The organism is Treponema sp. OMZ 305 (assembly GCF_024181325.1).
Lineage (GTDB): Bacteria > Spirochaetota > Spirochaetia > Treponematales > Treponemataceae > Treponema.
Genome location: NZ_CP051300.1, coordinates 2464034 through 2482562, shown reverse-complemented (window position 1 = coordinate 2482562; position 18529 = coordinate 2464034). Strand labels below are relative to the sequence as shown.

Below are 18529 nucleotides of genomic sequence, written 5' to 3'. Positions count from 1 at the left end.
AAAACACGTAGTTTATTTTCAGCCACTAAGATAGCGTGGCTGAAAAACACTGCGAGTTTACTCAGAACCGCTATGGATGGCGGAGGCATAAAACAGCAACGATGTTTCACAAAATTATATTTTTGTGAAACTCGCAAGGCAATTTACAACACGGAAGTTGTAAATTGCCGATGTCGCCCATTAACGTATGCGCGTTCCGCGCACCAATGCAGCACCCTCCAAAGTTCATACTTTGTTCAGTTGCTGCATTTAAAGGAATATCCTTAATCGGTTGTATTTGTTTAATAGTTTCTTTTGTTTCTGCTTTCATACTATCAATTTCATACCTATTTTGAATATTCAGCCAAAATTCAGGACTTGTGCTAAAAACCTGCGCGAAACGTAATGCCGTATCGACTGTAATACCTCTTTTTCCTTTTATGATCCGTCCTATTTGCGTTTGCGAAATCCCTGTCATTTGCGCAAGTCTATATGCTGTTATATAATACGGCTGCATAAACTCTTCATACAGTATATCGCCTACATGTACCGGTTTTAGTATAACATCCATCAATATGCCTCCTAATGATAATCGACAATATCGACGATAACAACTCGTCCGTTGTTCCATTCAAAGCAAATACGCCACTGATTATTTATTCTAATACTGTATTGACCTTTTCTGTCATGTTTTAAAGCTTCTAAACTATTTTATCCAGCCAATCAACTATCATAAGGGAAATGCTATCATTGACGGTTAGTATCTGTCAAGTTGAACCTTTGACAAAACGCTCTTGACTTCTTAGGGGGGGGGGGGGGGGTATTATGGAAGATAAGTTTTAATATGTGAACGGACAGCTCTGTTAACCGAGAAGGTTCTAAAAGCTGTCCTAGTATCAAAAGGAGTTTTTTATGAAAAGCAAAAAAACGATTGCTGTACTTATGGTATTCAGCATGGTAAGTGCTATGATGCTTGCCGTTTTTGGCTGTTCCGACCCTGTCGGCCGCGGCAGTGGTGGCGGTATATCATATACCGGTACTTATGCAGGGGTAGGAGAAGAAGATTCAGGACTCGGAGCTTGGGAGTTCACTATTGATACTAAAGGCAATTTGACCGGTTGGTTTCAAGTGCTAACCAGCGCACAGTCCAACTGCAGTGGTACTATAAAGTCGAATGGAAGTTTTACGGCTTCCGGAAAGACAGCATTGACACACCTGCCTTTTACTGTTGAAGGTACCATAGCACAAGACAAAAAAGTGAACGGTACAATGCAAGTATCCGGACTTAATACGGTATCATTTTCCGGAATTAAAAAGTAAGTAACAAGGCAGACCCGAAAGTTTTGCCGCACCGGCAGAAGAACGGATACACTGAGGTTGAACTTTCGGGACAATTCATGCCCAATAAGGACAATGTAAGGGAGTTTGATATGAAAAAGAGAATGGCGGTAATATCTGTATGTTGTATATTTCTATTACTATGTATCTCTTGCACAAGTTTAGGTGTACGGCTGCACGGAGAACAATATTTTGTCGGCAAAACTGAAAATGATTTGATAAAATATTTTGGTGACCATGGTATCGAACTATCAAACAAAACAGAATACGATAAAGTAGTAAGATTCTGTAACCAAATAGATACGATCTATATGGATAAAACAATCATCAAAACATATAAAGAGGGAATACCTCAACTTATTTTTTCTCTGAATTTTGTTGAATACAATGACGGCTGCCTTTGCTTAAACGGTAGAGGGCACTATTCAGGCGGCACATCTTCTGTTGGGACAGTAATTATGCCAAGGCATAGCAATGACAATGGCGTTATAAAAAGCGAAGTTAGTCGATTCTGGTCTGAAGTTAAAAGATTGAATGCCGTTCCTACAAATAATCAAGATGCACGTTTTAATAGCACTCCTGTCGGCAATTGGTATTTTGTATATAAAACAAGCAGTGAATACACATATCATGTCGGAAATCCATATGTAAAAGAACCTTCTAGTTCGATTCCTTTCTATCATTATGATATTTGGAGGATAGACGTTTCCTCAAAACAAAAAGAAACTACCTACACAGAGATTGCGTATGTTTTTGATTTGAAGTACCTTACATATTATGATTCAGAAGGAGAACAGATTAGTCTCCAACAAGCACTCGCAAATGAAAAATATTATGAAAAACAAGGATATATAAGACGATTGAGCACAGAGGGAATGACAGTAGACGCTTATATTAAAGATGAAAAAATTATAAAAATCGAAAAACAATAGGGAACCTCTAAAAACCTCAGTTTTTAGTTATTTACTCAACAAGAAACGGTGTCAAATATACCGGCTTTTTTTGCAATGATCCTTCTGTGCCGACATCTTTTTGAGACAATACATACAGAGCGCCGATATTTGCCGAGAACTTTTTTGCAAATGCACCGATTGATTCGTGCTTACCTGTTCCGGATGACTTTACTTCAAACACTGATATTTTATTGCCGTTTGAAATTAAAAAATCAACTTCGTAGTAATGGGTACTCCCCGCTTTTATGATAGCGGCCATCATGAACAAGATGCTTGATTGCCTGCCGCGCTTTCGGGAAAAGCTGAATCTCATCAAAGATAATAAGGGATTCATGTTCATACAGTGTTATGCCCGTCTCCGCTTGCAACCTTAAAAAAAACAAAGTGAGATTTCCTATGTCGTCAAAACATTTTACGATATTATCTACACTTTTTGAGAAATCAATAAGAAGATATGATTTATATTCATTCTTGGCAAAACTTTCCGCAATGGTTGATTTTCCAACTCGCCGTGCCCCTTCAAGCAATACCGCATAACGATTCGCATAATGCTTTTTCCAATCCAGAAGTTGATCATAAGCCTTTCTTTTGAAAACCATATACTAATATATTACCGAATATTGTGCATTTCTTCAAAATTTATTTACTTTTATTTGTACGTTTATTCAAAGTTTATTTAGCAATATTTGTGCGTTTCTTCAATATTTTAAGGGGATTTCTAAAAATCCGAATTTCGCATGGCGCTTCTATCCCTCAAGATGTGCCATACAACAAGATGTGCCGTATATTTACAAAAGGGTGGGAACGGGGTATTGTTTATTCATAGTATAAAATGATGATAGGAGCTTCAGATGTTTTATGATAATAATCCGGCAAAAATAAATCGGTTCACCAAACCTCATTTTTTTCAGGGTGGAGATAAAGCCATTTTGTTGATACACGGGTATACGGGTTCTCCGCGGGAAATGCTGTGGCTCGGCACGCAGCTACATAAGGCGGGATACACCGTGTCGATCCCACGCCTGCCGGGTCATGGAACAAATAAAGAGGACTTTATCGCAAGTTCGTGGAAGGATTGGCTGCGGCGCGTGTATGATGAATACCTCGATTTATCCGAAGCATATCGGACGGTATATGTCGGCGGACTTTCGATGGGCGGCGTGTTGACTGCGCTCCTTGCGGCAAAATTTCAGCCTGAAAAAATCTTCCTCTGTGCGCCCGCATTTATGGCCGCCGATTCGCGAATCAAACTGACACCGTACTTAAAATACTTTGTACAGACCATTCCGACGGAAGGGAAAACGTTTTATAAAGAACCCGAATATTATGATTGCGTCAAGGACTATTGCAACTATGATTATGTCGGCAAGGCTGCGGACTTGTACAAACTGCAGAAGATGGCGATTCAGCAGCTTCCGAATATTCGGTCAAAAGTGATAACAGTTTTATCAAAATCGGATCAGTCGGTACCGTTTAAGGAAAAAGAACTTATCGACCGGCTGCTCAAGGCGCCGAATGAGTATGTCATCTTGGAAGAAAGCAGTCATATCGTTACCGATGATGTCGAGCGGGAATTAGTAGCACAGCGCATTATCGAGTTTTTGGATAGATAGGCTGATTCCCTAGGCTTTACCTACTAAACACATCCATTCTGCTTCCGCAGCGACGGCATCACCGTTGTAGATTTTACCGGACTGCTTAATCATCTGGGACGAAACGCGCAAGTTCTTTACCTCGATGCGTACCGTATCTCCCGGGCGTACCTGTGCGCGGAGTTTCACTTTGTCGATAGTCGCCAAAAAGAACAGCGCACCTGTTTCAAACTTGCCCATGGAGCTGAGCGCAGCGCCTCCTGCCTGTGCCATTGTTTCAACCAACACGACGCCGGGCACTACCGGATATTCGGGAAAATGTCCCTTAAAAAAGAACTCCTCCGGCTTAAAAGTGTAGCGGCTTTCGCTGCCCTCATCATCGGCGCGGATAATTTCATCGACAAATAAAAACGGTTTCCGATGAGGAAGCAAAGCTTCAATATCTTTTGTCATCGTTTTCTCCTTTAGGGTAAACGCATCAGACATTTTTATGGATATCCCGCAGAACAATCTCCATTATTCTGCGATTCTTACCCATTTGTCTGATGCGTTTACCCTTCGTCTAAATAAATAGCGCGAAATTTTATCTAAAATTTCGCGCATCTCAAAAGGAAGGCAACCGCTTGAGATATTCCTAATGCGGTTGCCCAATTTTTCCTACTTTACTTTTTTGAACACTAACACGCCGTTGTGGCCGCCGAAGCCGAGTGAGCCGGATGCGGCGCAATCGACTGTGCAGGAAACGCCTTTTTGCGGCAGGTAATTCAAATCGCACCCTGCTTCCAAATCCGGTTCCGTTAAGTTCACGGTGGGAGGACAGAAGCCCTCCTCAATTGCTTTTACACAGATAATTGCCTCCAAAGCGCCGGCAGCTCCCAAACAGTGCCCGATCATCGATTTGGTAGATGAAATTTTCAGGTTGTATGCCTGTTGTCCGAAAGCTTTTTTAATCATCGAGGTTTCAGAGGGGTCGTTGATTGGGGTGGAGGTTCCATGTGCATTATAATACTGCACGTCCTCAGGTTTTACTCCTGCGTCCTCTAAGGCCTTTGTCATAGCCAAAGCGCCGCTAACACCGGAAGGGTCGGGGCTGGTCAGGTGATATGCGTCGGAGGATCCGCCGTAGCCTGCAAGCTCCGCGTATATTTTTGCACCGCGTTTTTTTGCATGTTCGTATTCTTCAAGGATAAGAATACCTGCACCCTCTCCCATCACAAAACCGGAGCGTTTCTTATCGAAGGGACAGCAGGCTTTGTGTGGTTCATCGTTGTAATCCGATGCAAGTGTTTGCAATACGCTGAACGCATTGATGCCGAAACCGGTGATTGCAGCCTCGGTTCCTCCTGCAAGGCACATATCCATTCTACCCGAGCGGATTAAATCGAGGGCATTGCCCAAAGCGTCGGTGCTGGAAGCACAGGCGGTCGTAATTGTCCACGAAACGCCGTGTAGTCCAAAATGCATACTGACGTTGCCTGCTGCCTCGTTCGGAATGAGCAGCGGAATAGCGAGAGGCGGTATCCGCGAGTGCCCCGCTTCAAAGTATTTTTTGAACGAACTTTCATGGATTTCAAAACCGCCGATGCCGTTTCCAATCATCACACCGGTACGGTCGCCCTCTATCGTTTCTTTTGAAAGCCCCGCATCCGCTACTGCCTGTACCGCTGCCGCCACTGCAAACTGCGAAAAGCGCGCCATTTTACGGGCATCCTTTTTATCCATAAACGCGGCAGGATCAAACTCTTTACATTCAGCCGCAATTCTTACCCTATCATCTCCCGGGTCATAGTTGACGGTAATCTTCTCGATTCCGCAGCGGCCTGCTTTTATTCCTTCCCATGTTTCCGCAACCGTATTTCCCAAAGCGGAAACGGCGCCAAGACCGGTAATTACAACTCTTCTCATTCTTTTCTCCTTATGATTAGGCGCCCATACCGCCGTCTACGCCGAGTACCTGCGCGGTAATATACACGGATAAATCGGATGCTAAAAAGACAGCCGCATTTGCAACATCAAGCGGCGTACCTCCGCGTTTTAGAGGAATAGCCGTTTCTATCCAATTCTTCCGCATATCTTCCGGTAATGACGAAGTCATATCCGTTTCGATATAGCCGGGCGCAATCGCATTGACACGCACCCCTCTGCTGCCGATCTCCTTTGCAAGGCTTTTGGTCATACCGATTAAGCCTGCCTTACTTGCCGCATAGTTAACCTGCCCGCCTTGTCCGTGCAGACCGACGATACTGGCCATATTGATAATGGAACCTTCCCGCTTCCGCAGCATATCGGAAGAGACGATTTGAGACGTTAAAAAGGCGCCGGTCAAATTAACGCGTAGCACCGAGTCCCAATCATCCTGCGGCATACGGAACGACAGTCCGTCCCGCGTAATTCCGGCGTTGTTGACTAAAATATGGAATCCACCGGATTGCTTGAGCGCCTCTTTTACCGTAGCGGTCAGTTCTTCGGCATTTCCGCAGTCGGCGTATATCTCGTGGAATACGCTATTGTGCTGTGCGGCGAAGGCTTCCATTTCCGCCTTTCCTTGCGATGGTTTTGTGCAAAGCCCCCATATCTCAGCTCCTTCTTCCAGAAAGCGACGGACTATCTCTCTCCCGATTCCGCGTGAAGAACCGGTTACCAATGTTTTTTTCCCTTGTAATAACATATAAACCTCTTATGAACGGCTGCCGTCTATCACAGCCGATAATTGTTCAGCGGTACCGGTGGGGTCGCAGTTTCCTGCACAGCCGCTGTCCCGCCACAGATTGCAGAGCGTCATACCCGGCCCTATTTCTAACAGCGGACATTCCGCCGTTCCGATTAACGATGCAATTTCCCGCTCTTCCTCAAGCCAATGTACGGGATGCGTTAGGTGTAGCACGGCGTTCTTTTTCGCTTCTTCGCCGGTTAAAAGCCGTTTTCCGGTAACATTTGAAAAAATCGGAATAACGGGATCATTGAACGGCACATCCTGCAGCACCGCGAAAAATTCTTCGGCAGCACCGCGCATCAACGGCGAGTGGAACGGCCCCGCTACCGCAAGCCGGACAAAGCGTTTTGCCCCCGCTTCCTTGCAGAGTTTTTCTGCGACATCAAGCCCTTCGGCTGTTCCCGATACAACGGTTTGCATCGGACTATTCAAATTTGCCGCAAAGACAATCCCCGTTGCAGGATCGGAATACGGTTTCAAAATTTCGACAATCCGCTCAGGATCAAGTTTGAGTACCGCCGCCATACCGCACCCACTGCCGGACGCTTTACTCTGCTCATCGAGTTTTTCGCAGTATTTCTGCATGATTTTTCCGCGCAAAGTTACCAGTTTTGTCATCGTTACAAGGTCTAAGACCTTTGCGGCATACAACGCTGAAAATTCGCCTAGGCTGAACCCTGCGGCGGCGGCCGGCGTAATACCGTGTTCCTGCAAGACTGTAATAATTGCAGCCTGCATCGCGGTGATTGCAATCTGGCTCCGGTCGCTGCGTGCAAGTTCTTCCGGTTCCGTGTTCCACAAGAAAGACGCAATATCCTTTCCCGAAGCCTTGCTCATCTCATCGATGACGGCGCGGGCTGACGGGTATTTCTTACATATATCTTCAGCCATTCCCTTAAACTGAGAACCCTGCCCCGAAAATAAAAAAATGTATTCCATTATTTTCCTTCCATAAGAATGATCTTAAAATCGTATTAGGCATTAGAACCGGATAATAGCGCCGCCCCATGTCAGCCCCGCACCGAAACCGGTAATCAGTATGGTCATACCTTCATGTAGTTTTCCCTGTTCTATCAATTCCGTAAGGGTGATGGGAATGGAAGCGGCTGAGGTATTCCCGTAGTTTTCGATATTACGGATGAATTTACCGAAGTCGATTTTAAGCCGCTTCGCAGCAGCTTCCAGTATCCGCTCGTTTGCCTGATGGCAAACAATTAAATCAAGATCGTCAGCTTTCAAGTGCTCCTTTGCAAGCAGCGTCTTAACGGTTTCGGTGATATGGCTAACTGCAAAATCATATACCGCTCTGCCGTTCATGTGTACGCGGCGGTCGGGCGAAATATAGAGCTTATCAGCACCTGTTCCGTCAGTGCCGAGTATGGTAGCGCCGATTCCAAGACCGCACGGATCAAATGTGTTTTCAAGCAATGCTGCGCCTGCCCCGTCGCCGAATAAAACACAGGTGGAACGGTCAGTCCAGTCCATAATACGGCTAAGTACCTCCGCCCCGCACACAAGTGCAAACCGCCAATGGTGCCGCTCCATCATACTTGCCGCCGTGTCCAGCGCATAGATAAAGCCGGAACATCCCGCCGTTAGATCAAAGCACACCGAATGCACTGCTTGTAGTTTATTTTGAATGAGGCAGGCATTTGACGGAGACCCCGGAAAATTAGGCGTTGCAGTACCGCAAATAATAAGGTCGATTTTGTCTGCCGTTACAGGTTCGGATGTTTTACTGTTCTTTATCGCTTCCGTACATGCCTGATACGCAAGCGATGCGCTTGTTTCATCCTCTCCGGCAATCCGGCGCGATCCGATACCGGTGTGACTCCTGATCCATTCATCCGACGTGCCGAGCTCCGGCGGAAAATCGGTATTTTTCATCTCTTTTAAGGGAAGGGCTTTACCCAATCCCTGCATAACAATAGCCATATTTATCTCCAAATAATATTGCGTTAGATATTTCGGTACAGTTTATAGTAGACTAGTATATTTGTTAATTTTTCCCTGTCAACCTTTTCCTTTTGAAAATATACGACGCATCTGCGTTGTCGCTCGTTCAGCGAAGTACATCCGTGTACTTCGCTGAACACAAGTTTGACCGGTGTCAAACTTGTTTCTGCTTAATACGCGCGGCTTCCGTGCCGCTACTGAAAATCCTCAACGTATCAAAAGCGGCACGGATGCCGCTGGTTCCCAGCAGTAGCGATGTTTTTGTGCAGCAAAAACTCGCGTTCAAAAATTGACAAGGAAGTCAATTTTTGAACTTGCCACGGACGGCGGTGGTTCTATTCAGTAGCGTGTTTGCAGGACAAACGCATCGGACAGGATAGATAAGAGGGAACCTCTAAAAACTTCCGTTTTTAGAGGTTTTCCTTAGATTTATTTGCGATGTATTTTTTATAAATTATTACAGTATAAAAATTTATAAAAAATACTCGTCGGGCATCTCTAAAAGCTAACCGAGTTTTTAGAGATGCCCAAGAATCGCAGAATACTGAGGCTGTGAGACCATTTGAGCCGCAGTCAGAACTGCCAAGGATGGCAGAGGTGATAAACAGAAACCGGTTTTTGAAAAAACCGGCAGCCAAGGAATTGACACGGATGGCAATTCCTTGGCGTTATTCCGGTTGAACAGCCTCAGTATTCTGCGGGATACTCAAAAAAGTGTCTGATGCGTTTGTCTTGGCAGAAAATGCAAAAATATACGGTTTTTCCTGATTTACTGTATAAATATACTTGATATAATGACAAGATTATGTATAATTAAATAATATCACTCACTATAACTTAAAAGGAGAAGTAGAGTATGAAGCGTAAAATGGTATGCTTATTAACTGCTTTGGTAAGCGTCGCGCTGATTTTAGCAAGCTGCGGCGGGCAGAGCGGTGAAAAAACTTCAGCAGCCGGTAATGCCAATGCGGAATTTATTATCGGTAACGGCGCCGAACCGCAGAGCTTGGATCCTGCAAAAATTCAGGGTGTGCCCGAACACCGCATCAATATGGCGTTGTTTGAAGGCTTGGTAACGTATGATCCCAAAACCGGTAATCCGATACCGGGTGTTGCAGAATCGTGGGATATCAGTGAGGATGGCATGACTTATACCTTCCACCTACGTAATGCAGAATGGAGTGACGGTACGCCGATTACCGCACAGACCTTTGTCGATTCATGGTTGCGTACACTTGCCCCTGAAACAGGTTCACAATACGCCTTTATGATTAGTTTAATCGTAAAGGGAGCGGAAGATTACAACACCGGTAAGGCGGATGCTTCTGCTGTTGCAATTAAAGCTGTGGATGATAAGACCTTTGAAGTACAACTGACCGGTCCGGCGCCTTATGCGGCCGATGTTATTGCACACTATGCTTTCAATGCAGTGCCGATGCATACAATTGAAAAATTCGGTGCCGACTGGATTAAACCCGGTAATTTTGTCGGAAACGGAGCCTTTGTGCTTGAATCATGGACACCGCAGGAAAAAGTTACCGTCGTACCGAACGAGAAGTACTGGAATAAAGAAAATGTGCATCTTTCTCGCATAACGTTCTTACCGATCGAAGACAGTAATACGTCTTTTGAAAAATATAAGGCCGGAGAGATAGATTGGGATACCGGTATTCCTGTTCCCCGTATCGATGAAGTGAAGCAGCTGCCCGACTATCAGGTAGCGCCCCAGCTTTCTACCTATTACTACATCTTTAACGTAAAACGCGGTCCGTTGCAGGATGTTCGTGTACGTAAGGCATTAACAATGGCTTTAGACCGTGAGGAATTGGTGGAAAAGGTAACAAAAGCAGGTCAGCTTGCAACTCGTTCTATCGTTCCTCCGATGGCAGGTTATACACCCGGTGAAGGCGCTGGCTACGACCCTGAGCAAGCGAAAAAGCTTCTTGCAGAGGCTGGATATCCCGACGGAAAAGGGTTCCCGGTAATGACAGTTATTTACAATACGCTGGAAGGTCATAAACTCATTGCTGAATATGTACAGGCGTCGTGGAAGCGTAACCTCGGTATCGATATTAAGATTCAGAATTATGAATGGAAAACATTCCTCGATATGCGTAATCAGCATGATTTTGATATTTCCCGTGCCGGATGGGTTGGCGACTATCAGGATCCCAACACCTTCTTGGAACTGTTTATAACCGGCAGCGGTAATAACGACGGCGAATACAGCAATCCTAAGTTCGATGAATTGATCCGTAAAGCTGCTACTATGAAAGGTGGGGCGGAACGCTTCCAAGTGTTGCACGATGCAGAAACTGTGTTCTTAACCGAAGATCAGGGAATATTGCCGATGTATTCGTATGTCAGCCAGAACCTTATCGACACGACCAAGTGGGAAGGCTGGTATACCAATCCGCAGAATATTAATCCGTATGTCGGTCTGAAGAAAGTAAAATAATGAGGCGCTCTTAAAACCTGAGGTTGTAAGACGTCCCATGGCGTCGGTTGATTTCTGAACAGAATATTCCGGCGCCGCAGAAGCTCGGGGATGGCGAAAAAGTAACCAACTTTTGAGACATCTCCGAGCTTTCTTTAAATTAAAAAAATTGAGTGGAGTATTGATATTATTCGCAAGGATACCGGTTTGTTATAATGAACGAAGAATCGGTGTTTCTTTTTTAATCGTGTCAATGCTTCCGTAAACACGTATGAATTTGGGGGAAGCATGATTCGATTTATCATACGCCGGTTAATCAGTTTGATTCCGACGCTTTTTTTAATTGTAACATTCAGCTTTTTTATCATGAAAGTTGCGCCCGGGGGACCTTTTTCCGCTGAACGGAATCCGCCGCCTGAGGTGCTTGCAAACATCAATAAGGTCTATCATTTGGATGAACCGATTCCGAAGCAGTATGTGCGGTATTTGGGGAATATGCTGCGGGGAGATCTCGGTCCGTCGTTCAGATATAAAGATTATACCGTCAATGACTTAATCGGCAATACAATGCCGAATTCGCTTATTCTCGGTATTACGGCTCTTTGCAGCGCTCTATTTTTCGGCTTGCTGGTGGGACTTGTTTCTGCGGTAAAGCGCAATTCCGTTGCCGATTATGCGGCGATGTCTATAGCTGTTATCGGTATTTCGGTGCCGCTGTTTGTTGTCGGTCCGCTTTTGATGCTCCTTTTTGCAGTAAAATTAAAATGGCTGCCGACTTCCGGCTGGATTACCGGCCGTCAAGGGTTAAAGACACTTATTATGCCGGCGCTTGCACTATCGCTGCCGTATTTTGCGTACATTGCCCGTCTTTCCCGTGCCAGTGTGTTGGAGGTGCTGCGTTCGGATTATATCCGCACAGCTTATGCAAAGGGGCTTTCGTATCCGGTAGTGCTCTTTAAGCATGCATTAAAGGGTGCAATGCTGCCGGTTATCAGCTATCTTGGGCCTGCCTTTGCAGGTATTATTACCGGCTCTGTTGTTATCGAAAGAATATTTTTAGTTCCCGGGCTTGGTACCTTCTTTGTACAGTCTGCTCTTAATCGTGACTATACACTGATTATGGGAACGGTAGTTATGTATTCCATCATTTTGATTTTGATGAATTTTGTTGTTGATATTCTCTATGCGGTTATCGATCCCCGCATTTCATATAAGTGAGGCTAAGATGGACGTTAAACAAACGGACGGCACAAACCAAACTCAGGAAGGCACACCGGTTAAAACGAAGGGTGATCTTCCGGTTAATGAATTCAACCAATCGATGAAGCCGATATCTCTCTGGGATGATGCATGGCGACGGCTGAAAAAAAACAAAATGGCGCTTATGGGGCTGTTCATTGTGAGCTTTTATGCAGCGCTTTCTCTTCTAGCACCAATTCTGCCGATTTATTCTTATTCCGAGCAGACGATTATCCACCAAAACCTGCCTCCTTCTCTTAGTAAGGCAGGGGATATGATGGTGCGTGTCCTCCGTGCGGATATGATGCGTACGGCAAAAAAAGAAGGTCGCGCGGAACTTTCTCAAAAGCAAAAGGAAGAGCTCGCTGCGTTACAGCGGGAAGTAACGAACAATCCGGTGCATAACCGCCGCTATCTTTTAGGTACGGATGCGCTCGGTCGGGATATGTTTGCCCGTGTCGTATATGGCGGCCGTATCTCGATTATGATCGGATTGATCGGTACGATTACCTCGCTTTTTATCGGCGTACTGGTCGGCGCGGTGAGCGGTTATTTCGGCGGCTGGCTCGATAACGTATTGATGCGCTTTGTCGATATTATGTACGGTTTGCCGTATATGCTCGTCGTTATCATTATGATGGCGATCTTGGGGCAAAATATCGTCATCCTATTTGTCGCGATTGCGCTTGTTTCGTGGCTGACTATTGCGCGCGTTGTACGCGGACAGGTTATCAGCTTAAAGAATGCTGAGTTTGTCGAAGCTGCTCGTTCGATGGGCGCTTCTACGCCGCGCATTATCTTCCGTCACATACTGCCGAACACGCTCGGTATTATCATTATTTACTCAACGCTTTCCATCCCGGGCTTTATTATGAACGAGAGTTTTCTTTCATTCTTGGGACTTGGTGTTTCAGCTCCGCGCGCTTCATGGGGGTCGCTTGTGTCCGATGGTGTAAACGTAATGACGATCTATCCGTGGCAGCTGTTGGTTCCGGCAATCGCAATGACGGTTTTCTTATTTGCAATGAACTTTCTCGGCGACGGCCTCCGCGATGCCTTCGATCCTCAGAGTAAAAACAGGGTGTAATGATGAATAATCAAAAATCAGACGAGAAAATCTTACAGGTTAAAAATTTACAAACATGGTTCTGGACTGATGCCGGCATCGTAAAGGCTGTTGACGGTGTTTCTTTCGATTTGCATAAACGCGAAATGCTCGCCATAGTCGGTGAATCCGGTTCAGGAAAGAGCGTAACCAACTTAGCAGTTATGAACCTCATTCCGAATCCTCCGGGGAAAATTATCGGCGGAGAGGTGTGGTTTGGCGGTAAAGACGTGCTCAAGATGGATAAGCAAGAGATTAGGCAGCTGCGGGGAAATAAAATCTCAATGATTTTCCAAGATCCGATGACGAGCCTTAATCCCTTCTTAAAAATCTCGACGCAGATGATAGAAACAATTCGGCTGCATCAGGGCTTATCGAAAAAAGATGCACGTGATCGGGCGATTGAAATGCTCAAGCTTGTCGGCATCCCCGCAGCGGAAAAGCGGGTTGACTGCTATCCTCACCAGTTCTCAGGCGGTATGCGGCAGCGCGTTATGATTGCGATGGGATTAAGCTGCGACCCCGAAGTGCTGATTGCCGACGAGCCGACCAGCGCGTTGGACGTTACCATTCAAGCACAGATTTTGGACTTAATCGGGGACTTGAGCGCCCGGCTCGGCACTGCCGTTATCTTGATTACCCACTCGCTCGGATTGGTGGCCGGTATGTGCGACCGCGTATGCGTTATGTATGCGGGGCGTATTGTAGAGCAGGGTGGGGTGGATGAACTGTTTGCAAATCCTGCACACCCCTACACGCGCGGGTTGATTAAATCGGTGCCGCGGATGGACAAGAAAAATGCAGGACGCCTGTTCTCTATCAGCGGGCAGCCGCCGAATGTTATCGACTTGCCGCCGTGCTGTCCGTTCTATCCGCGCTGTAGTGAAGCGATGCCGCAGTGTAAGACGGAGTATCCCGCTTCATACAGTCTTTCGCCCAGTCACCGCACGAGTTGTTGGCTCTATCAGTCGGGCAACGCTGCGAAGGAATCGGCCGCCGTATTCCAAGATTCAACGCAAGGCGGAGAGGCTGTTCCGGCTGCTTCCGTATCGAACAATGGCGTCGCTGAATCTGCGGAAAATAACAAATAGGAGGACGCTTTTTTATGGAAGAAAAATATAACGAATCGGAAGCATTATTGACCGTCAAGGATTTAAAGATGCATTTTCCGTTTGCGGAAGGCGGCCTCTTCTCACGTAAGAAAGGTGCTATCCGTGCGGTGGACGGCATCAGTTTTTCGGTCAAAAAGGGTGAAACGCTCGGCCTTGTCGGGGAGTCCGGTTGCGGAAAATCAACCGCAGCCCGCGCCATTGCGCAGTTGTATACACCGACGTCGGGTTCCGTTCTGTTTAAGGGGATGGAGCTTGCCGGTTGTTCGCACCATACGCTGATGCAGGCGCGCAAGGATATGCAGATGGTATTCCAAGACCCGTATGCATCGCTGAACCCGCGTATGACGGCAGGAAATATTATCGCAGAGCCGATGCGGATTTTAACGAAGCGCGGCATCCTTTCGTATACAAAAAAAGAAATTGACGATCGTGTCGAAGTGTTAATGGAAAAGGTCGGACTTTCTCGCTTTTTCCGCAACCGGTACCCGCATGAGTTTTCAGGCGGGCAGCGGCAGCGTATCGGTATTGCCCGTGCGCTTGCGCTTCAGCCGGAGTTAATCCTTGCGGATGAGCCGGTCAGTGCGCTCGACGTATCCATCCAAGCGCAGATTCTTAACCTCTTTAAGGATTTGCAGGATGAGTTCGGGCTTACCTATGTGTTTATCGCGCACGACCTTGCCGTTATTCAGTATATTTCTACGCGGGTTGCGGTTATGTACCTCGGTGTTATCGTAGAAATTGCGAATGCCGAAGAGCTGTATTCAAAGCCGCTGCACCCGTACACGGAAGCGCTCCTTTCTGCAGCGCCTATTCCCGATCCGGAAATCGAGCGCAAGCGCAAGCGCATTATCCTGTCGGGAGACGTACCGTCTCCTGCGGAAAAACGCACGGGCTGCTATTTTTACGATCGCTGCCCCAAGCGTATGGAGCACTGCAAAAACGCTATCCCGCAGCTCAAAGAAAAAGGCAACGGCCATCAAGTCGCCTGCTTCCTCTGTGAATAAGCTTTCTACCCTACAAAAAGCCGCCGCCGCTTTCGGCAAGCAATTGAAAATTGCAATGTTGTAAGTAAAAAAACATTACCAATTACAAATTAAATCGACCGTCCTCAAGTTGGAGAAGATTCCGGCATGGGGGCGTTTTTTTTGTGTGTTCGTAATTAAAATGGAAATTTTTTCTTGAGATTCTTAGCTATTTTTGTATCTGTGCTTCTGCATGAAACCACCGCCATCCATATTGCGGTACTGAAACGAGTTAGTGTTAAAACCATCACTTCTTAGCTTTTATTTTCAGAACTATGTCTTGAAACAAAGGCGGGTTCTTAGGGCAGAGCCCTAAGCCGTTATTTTTCTTTTTAGGGGTCGTAGGGGATATTTTTCTTTTTGTCGGAAAAAAAGAAAAATATCTCCTACTATCTTTCTTCCGTCGGCGCTTTAATGGGGGTGTATACGTAAAAGCCTTTTTTGGAGCGGAGGCGGAAAAGTTCATGCAGCACCTGTAAGTCGGCGGTTTTATAGAACCGGGCATTTTCGGCAAGCAAGGTCTTTAGGATTTCATCGGCTATGGGCGGTTCTTTGTATAAAACCTTGAGCGAATAGGTTTCTTTTATACCTGCTCTTGTCGCTGCATAATTGACGGCATCGGTAAAACCGCCTAGTTCATCGGCAAGCTGCAGCTCCTTTGCCCGTGTGCCGGAATATATCTTCCCTTGAGCCAATTCTTCGACCGTCGCACGCGGCAGGTTTCTGCCCTGCGCTACCGTATCTAAAAAGATTGAGTATGTATGCATAACTTCCAATTCCGATTGTGTTTTTTCTGCGTCGGTCGGATTGCGGAAAATTGAGTAGGGCATGCGGCCGGAAACACTTACTCCATCTACATGGATTCCGAAGTATTCTTGTACAGCCTTTTGAATAGATGGTGAAACGGCAAAGACACCGATTGAACCGGTAATGGTATAGGGTGAACAAAAAATATAATCGGCGGAAGACGCAATCCAATATGCACCCGAGGCTGCTATATCGCCCATCGACACAACAACAGGTTTGCCGATTTTTTTTGAGAGCCGTTCCAAACTTCTCCGTATATCCTCAGAGGCGTTCACCTCTCCGCCGCCTGAATCAATCCGCAATACTACTGCTTTAATTGAATCGTCATCAGCTGCTTCGTCGAATAAGTCTACGAGGGTGGGACTGTCCGCATTATCGGATGTATTATTGGAAGTTCCTGTAATGGAGCCGGTTAAATAAATAACGCCGATTTGATTATCCGTTTCTTTCTTTTTAAAAGACTTATTATAGCTATAGTAATTGATATAGTCCCGTGAAGAAAGGTTGTATGTTTCCTCATCCAGTACACCGAGTTCAACACCGCATTCTTCATACGTACCGATATCGGTGATCAGATTTGCATCAAGTGCCGCTTGAGCGCTGTTGCCGTTTACTTTCCGCAGTGCATCATTGTAGTTCACCGTATAGGTTTCAAAGCGGTTCGCATCATCGGCTCTATTTGCGGCTATATCCTGTAAGTACGTGTGCCATAAGTCTTTCAGTACGGATAGATTATTGTTACGCACGCCGGCAGACATCTCGGTACGTGAATAAGTTTCCGCCATCGACTTGAAAGCCCCCGCATGAGCAACATTCCATTGAACCCCGAGTTTATGTTCCATTTCGCCGTAGAAAAGCGATTCGGTGTAAAATCCCGATAAGTCCACTTCGCCCATCGGGTCAAGGTAGATATGGTCGGCAAAAGAGGCGATGTAATAGCGTCCTAATCCATAGTTTGTTGAAAATGCGTAGAGCGGTTTGTTGGCGTCTTTGTATTCAAGCAGCGCAGTCTTTAATTCGGTAAAATGCCCTGTGGAAATACCGTAGAGTCCGCTAAGGTCGAACAAAACCGCCGTGATACGCCGGTCGTGCGCTGCATGCCGTAACGCATCGGTAATATCTGATAAAAGAATTGCATCGGAGGCTGTGTCCGACAGTAGATAATTCCGCCAGATAAATTCATCGGGTTTTTCGGTAAGGCGTCCGGCAGGATTAATCAATAAAAGAGAATCGGCATAAACTGTAATACGGGTATTCTTTTGCTTTCCAGTGTTGTCATTGTATTTATAAAGACCTGCAATAAATAAAAAGAGCAAAATGAAAAATATAAGATTGATAATAATTAAGCGGATAAGATTCAAGCCGCGAAAGAACGAATAAAAGAAGCCGCGTTTTTTATCTTTCATAGTGAATTCCTCCGATGCAGAGCGCTTTCGCAAAGGCGATTTGTTACAGTCATTACCGGTAGAAAAAATTTGTATGGTGTCATTTTGACTGAGAAGATGTATCGGTGAACGGTTATTCGGCGGTATCTATTATATACGTTCCATATCTAATAGAAGGACTGCCCTGGGGGGGACTTGAACCCCCATGCCCGTGAAAGCACTAGTACCTGAAACTAGCGTGTCTACCAATTCCACCACCGGGGCAAAAAGCGCATTGCAATGAACATATTATAGATAAAAAGAGGCTTTTGTCAATCGTTTTTTTTTGATATACTCATCATAAATATGAGCGTATATCCGTCGGACAAACTATTTAAATTGTTGCGAAGCATTATCATTGTTTTGATTGCAATTATTGTAATCGGAACGGTGATAGCCTTTGTCAAAAAAACAAAAGAGCGAGCTTCAGAACGGCAGAATGAAGAACCGGCAGGAGGAGCTGCCTATATTCCCCCTAAGGAATATGCATTGTATGGCGACCTTGGCCAGCTTCGCGCCGTTACAGCCGATAATCCGCCGATTACGGTTATTCTCAAGCCGTTCCTTGAATATAAGGCTTCGGATACTGCATTTCAGGAAGAATTGGTTGCCAAAAAAGAAGCGCTAAAAAAAAGCATACTCGACTGGTTCTCGCTCGAAAGCGCATATCGGCTCAGCAGCGAGTTACCGCAGGATATAAAACAGACGCTTATGGAACGGATAAACAAGCAGCTCGTATTGGGAAAGATACATAATATCTATTTTGAAGAATTTGTTATTCTTTATTAAAGCAAGAACAACCTTTAAAAACTTCGGTGAGTTTTTGAGTGTTTATTTGCGGAGGAAGCAGTA

The 18529-nt window shown here is 45.6% G+C and carries 19 protein-coding genes and 1 tRNA gene; 9 read left to right on the top strand and 11 right to left on the bottom strand.

Features of this window, described 5'->3' with window-relative positions:
- Positions 1 to 106: 106 nt before the first annotated feature.
- Together ABK01_RS11040 and ABK01_RS11035 are read right to left on the bottom strand one after the other, a co-directional pair.
- Positions 107 to 550, bottom strand: a complete 444-nt coding sequence (locus tag ABK01_RS11040) for a HigA family addiction module antitoxin (protein ID WP_253675662.1) — start codon at positions 548 to 550, stop codon at positions 107 to 109.
- Between the two features lie 11 nt (positions 551 to 561).
- Positions 562 to 639 (bottom strand): hypothetical protein, encoded by a 78-nt coding sequence (locus ABK01_RS11035; RefSeq protein WP_253676617.1) that lies wholly within the window; start codon positions 637 to 639, stop codon positions 562 to 564.
- A 252-nt stretch (positions 640 to 891) separates the two neighbouring features.
- Here ABK01_RS11035 and ABK01_RS11030 point away from each other — a divergent pair, with 252 nt between their 5' ends.
- Both ABK01_RS11030 and ABK01_RS11025 read left to right on the top strand, forming a co-directional pair.
- Positions 892 to 1299, top strand: coding sequence for a hypothetical protein (locus ABK01_RS11030; protein ID WP_253675661.1), 408 nt, complete (start codon positions 892 to 894; stop codon positions 1297 to 1299).
- Positions 1300 to 1409: 110 nt separating this feature from the next.
- On the top strand, positions 1410 to 2249 hold the full coding sequence (locus tag ABK01_RS11025) for a hypothetical protein (RefSeq protein ID WP_253675660.1): 840 nt from the start codon (positions 1410 to 1412) through the stop codon (positions 2247 to 2249).
- 31 nt (positions 2250 to 2280) lie between these two features.
- On the opposite strand, the gene ABK01_RS11020 is transcribed toward ABK01_RS11025, so the two are convergent.
- Complete coding sequence (locus ABK01_RS11020) at positions 2281 to 2532, bottom strand: hypothetical protein (protein ID WP_253676624.1); 252 nt, start codon at positions 2530 to 2532, stop codon at positions 2281 to 2283.
- On the bottom strand, positions 2483 to 2869 hold the full coding sequence (locus tag ABK01_RS11015) for an AAA family ATPase (RefSeq protein WP_253675659.1): 387 nt from the start codon (positions 2867 to 2869) through the stop codon (positions 2483 to 2485). The genes ABK01_RS11020 and ABK01_RS11015 overlap by 50 nt, the downstream gene beginning before the upstream one ends.
- A gap of 252 nt (positions 2870 to 3121) precedes the next feature.
- Here ABK01_RS11015 and ABK01_RS11010 point away from each other — a divergent pair, with 252 nt between their 5' ends.
- A complete protein-coding gene (locus tag ABK01_RS11010) occupies positions 3122 to 3883 on the top strand; it encodes an alpha/beta hydrolase (protein WP_212565461.1) in 762 nt (253 codons plus the stop codon).
- Positions 3884 to 3892: 9 nt separating this feature from the next.
- Here the strand turns inward: ABK01_RS11010 and fabZ are convergent, their stop codons facing one another.
- The 5 genes from fabZ to ABK01_RS10985 form a co-directional block, all read right to left on the bottom strand.
- On the bottom strand, positions 3893 to 4315 hold the full coding sequence (fabZ, locus tag ABK01_RS11005; RefSeq protein ID WP_016522437.1) for a 3-hydroxyacyl-ACP dehydratase FabZ: 423 nt from the start codon (positions 4313 to 4315) through the stop codon (positions 3893 to 3895).
- Between the two features lie 204 nt (positions 4316 to 4519).
- Positions 4520 to 5767, bottom strand: a complete 1248-nt coding sequence (fabF, locus tag ABK01_RS11000) for a beta-ketoacyl-ACP synthase II (protein ID WP_212565460.1) — start codon at positions 5765 to 5767, stop codon at positions 4520 to 4522.
- Positions 5768 to 5783: 16 nt separating this feature from the next.
- Positions 5784 to 6530 carry a 3-oxoacyl-ACP reductase FabG gene (gene fabG, locus ABK01_RS10995; protein WP_253675658.1) on the bottom strand — a complete coding sequence of 249 codons (747 nt, stop codon included), beginning with the start codon at positions 6528 to 6530 and terminating at the stop codon, positions 5784 to 5786.
- Positions 6531 to 6539: 9 nt separating this feature from the next.
- Positions 6540 to 7514 (bottom strand): ACP S-malonyltransferase, encoded by a 975-nt coding sequence (locus ABK01_RS10990; RefSeq protein ID WP_253675657.1) that lies wholly within the window; start codon positions 7512 to 7514, stop codon positions 6540 to 6542.
- A 42-nt stretch (positions 7515 to 7556) separates the two neighbouring features.
- The gene (locus ABK01_RS10985; RefSeq protein ID WP_253675656.1) at positions 7557 to 8510 is read right to left on the bottom strand and encodes a beta-ketoacyl-ACP synthase III; all 954 of its coding nucleotides are present in this window, start codon (positions 8508 to 8510) and stop codon (positions 7557 to 7559) included.
- 877 nt (positions 8511 to 9387) lie between these two features.
- Between ABK01_RS10985 and ABK01_RS10980 the strand changes: the two genes are divergently transcribed.
- The 5 genes from ABK01_RS10980 to ABK01_RS10960 all read left to right on the top strand — a co-directional run bounded on the left by ABK01_RS10980 (position 9388) and on the right by ABK01_RS10960 (position 15428).
- Positions 9388 to 10989, top strand: coding sequence for a peptide ABC transporter substrate-binding protein (locus ABK01_RS10980; RefSeq protein WP_253675655.1), 1602 nt, complete (start codon positions 9388 to 9390; stop codon positions 10987 to 10989).
- A 267-nt stretch (positions 10990 to 11256) separates the two neighbouring features.
- Positions 11257 to 12186, top strand: coding sequence for an oligopeptide ABC transporter permease OppB (gene oppB, locus ABK01_RS10975; RefSeq protein WP_016523217.1), 930 nt, complete (start codon positions 11257 to 11259; stop codon positions 12184 to 12186).
- Between the two features lie 7 nt (positions 12187 to 12193).
- The gene (locus ABK01_RS10970; protein WP_253675654.1) at positions 12194 to 13294 is read left to right on the top strand and encodes an ABC transporter permease; all 1101 of its coding nucleotides are present in this window, start codon (positions 12194 to 12196) and stop codon (positions 13292 to 13294) included.
- A gap of 2 nt (positions 13295 to 13296) precedes the next feature.
- Positions 13297 to 14403 (top strand): ABC transporter ATP-binding protein, encoded by a 1107-nt coding sequence (locus ABK01_RS10965; RefSeq protein WP_253676616.1) that lies wholly within the window; start codon positions 13297 to 13299, stop codon positions 14401 to 14403.
- A 14-nt stretch (positions 14404 to 14417) separates the two neighbouring features.
- The gene (locus tag ABK01_RS10960; protein WP_298680978.1) at positions 14418 to 15428 is read left to right on the top strand and encodes an ABC transporter ATP-binding protein; all 1011 of its coding nucleotides are present in this window, start codon (positions 14418 to 14420) and stop codon (positions 15426 to 15428) included.
- A 407-nt stretch (positions 15429 to 15835) separates the two neighbouring features.
- Here the strand turns inward: ABK01_RS10960 and sppA are convergent, their stop codons facing one another.
- The gene (gene sppA / locus ABK01_RS10955; protein ID WP_253675653.1) at positions 15836 to 17659 is read right to left on the bottom strand and encodes a signal peptide peptidase SppA; all 1824 of its coding nucleotides are present in this window, start codon (positions 17657 to 17659) and stop codon (positions 15836 to 15838) included.
- Between the two features lie 159 nt (positions 17660 to 17818).
- Positions 17819 to 17902 (bottom strand) — tRNA-Leu (locus ABK01_RS10950).
- 81 nt (positions 17903 to 17983) lie between these two features.
- On the opposite strand from ABK01_RS10950, the gene ABK01_RS10945 reads away from it, so the two are divergent.
- A complete protein-coding gene (locus tag ABK01_RS10945; protein WP_253675652.1) occupies positions 17984 to 18466 on the top strand; it encodes a flagellar basal body-associated FliL family protein in 483 nt (160 codons plus the stop codon).
- Positions 18467 to 18529: the final 63 nt, after the last annotated feature.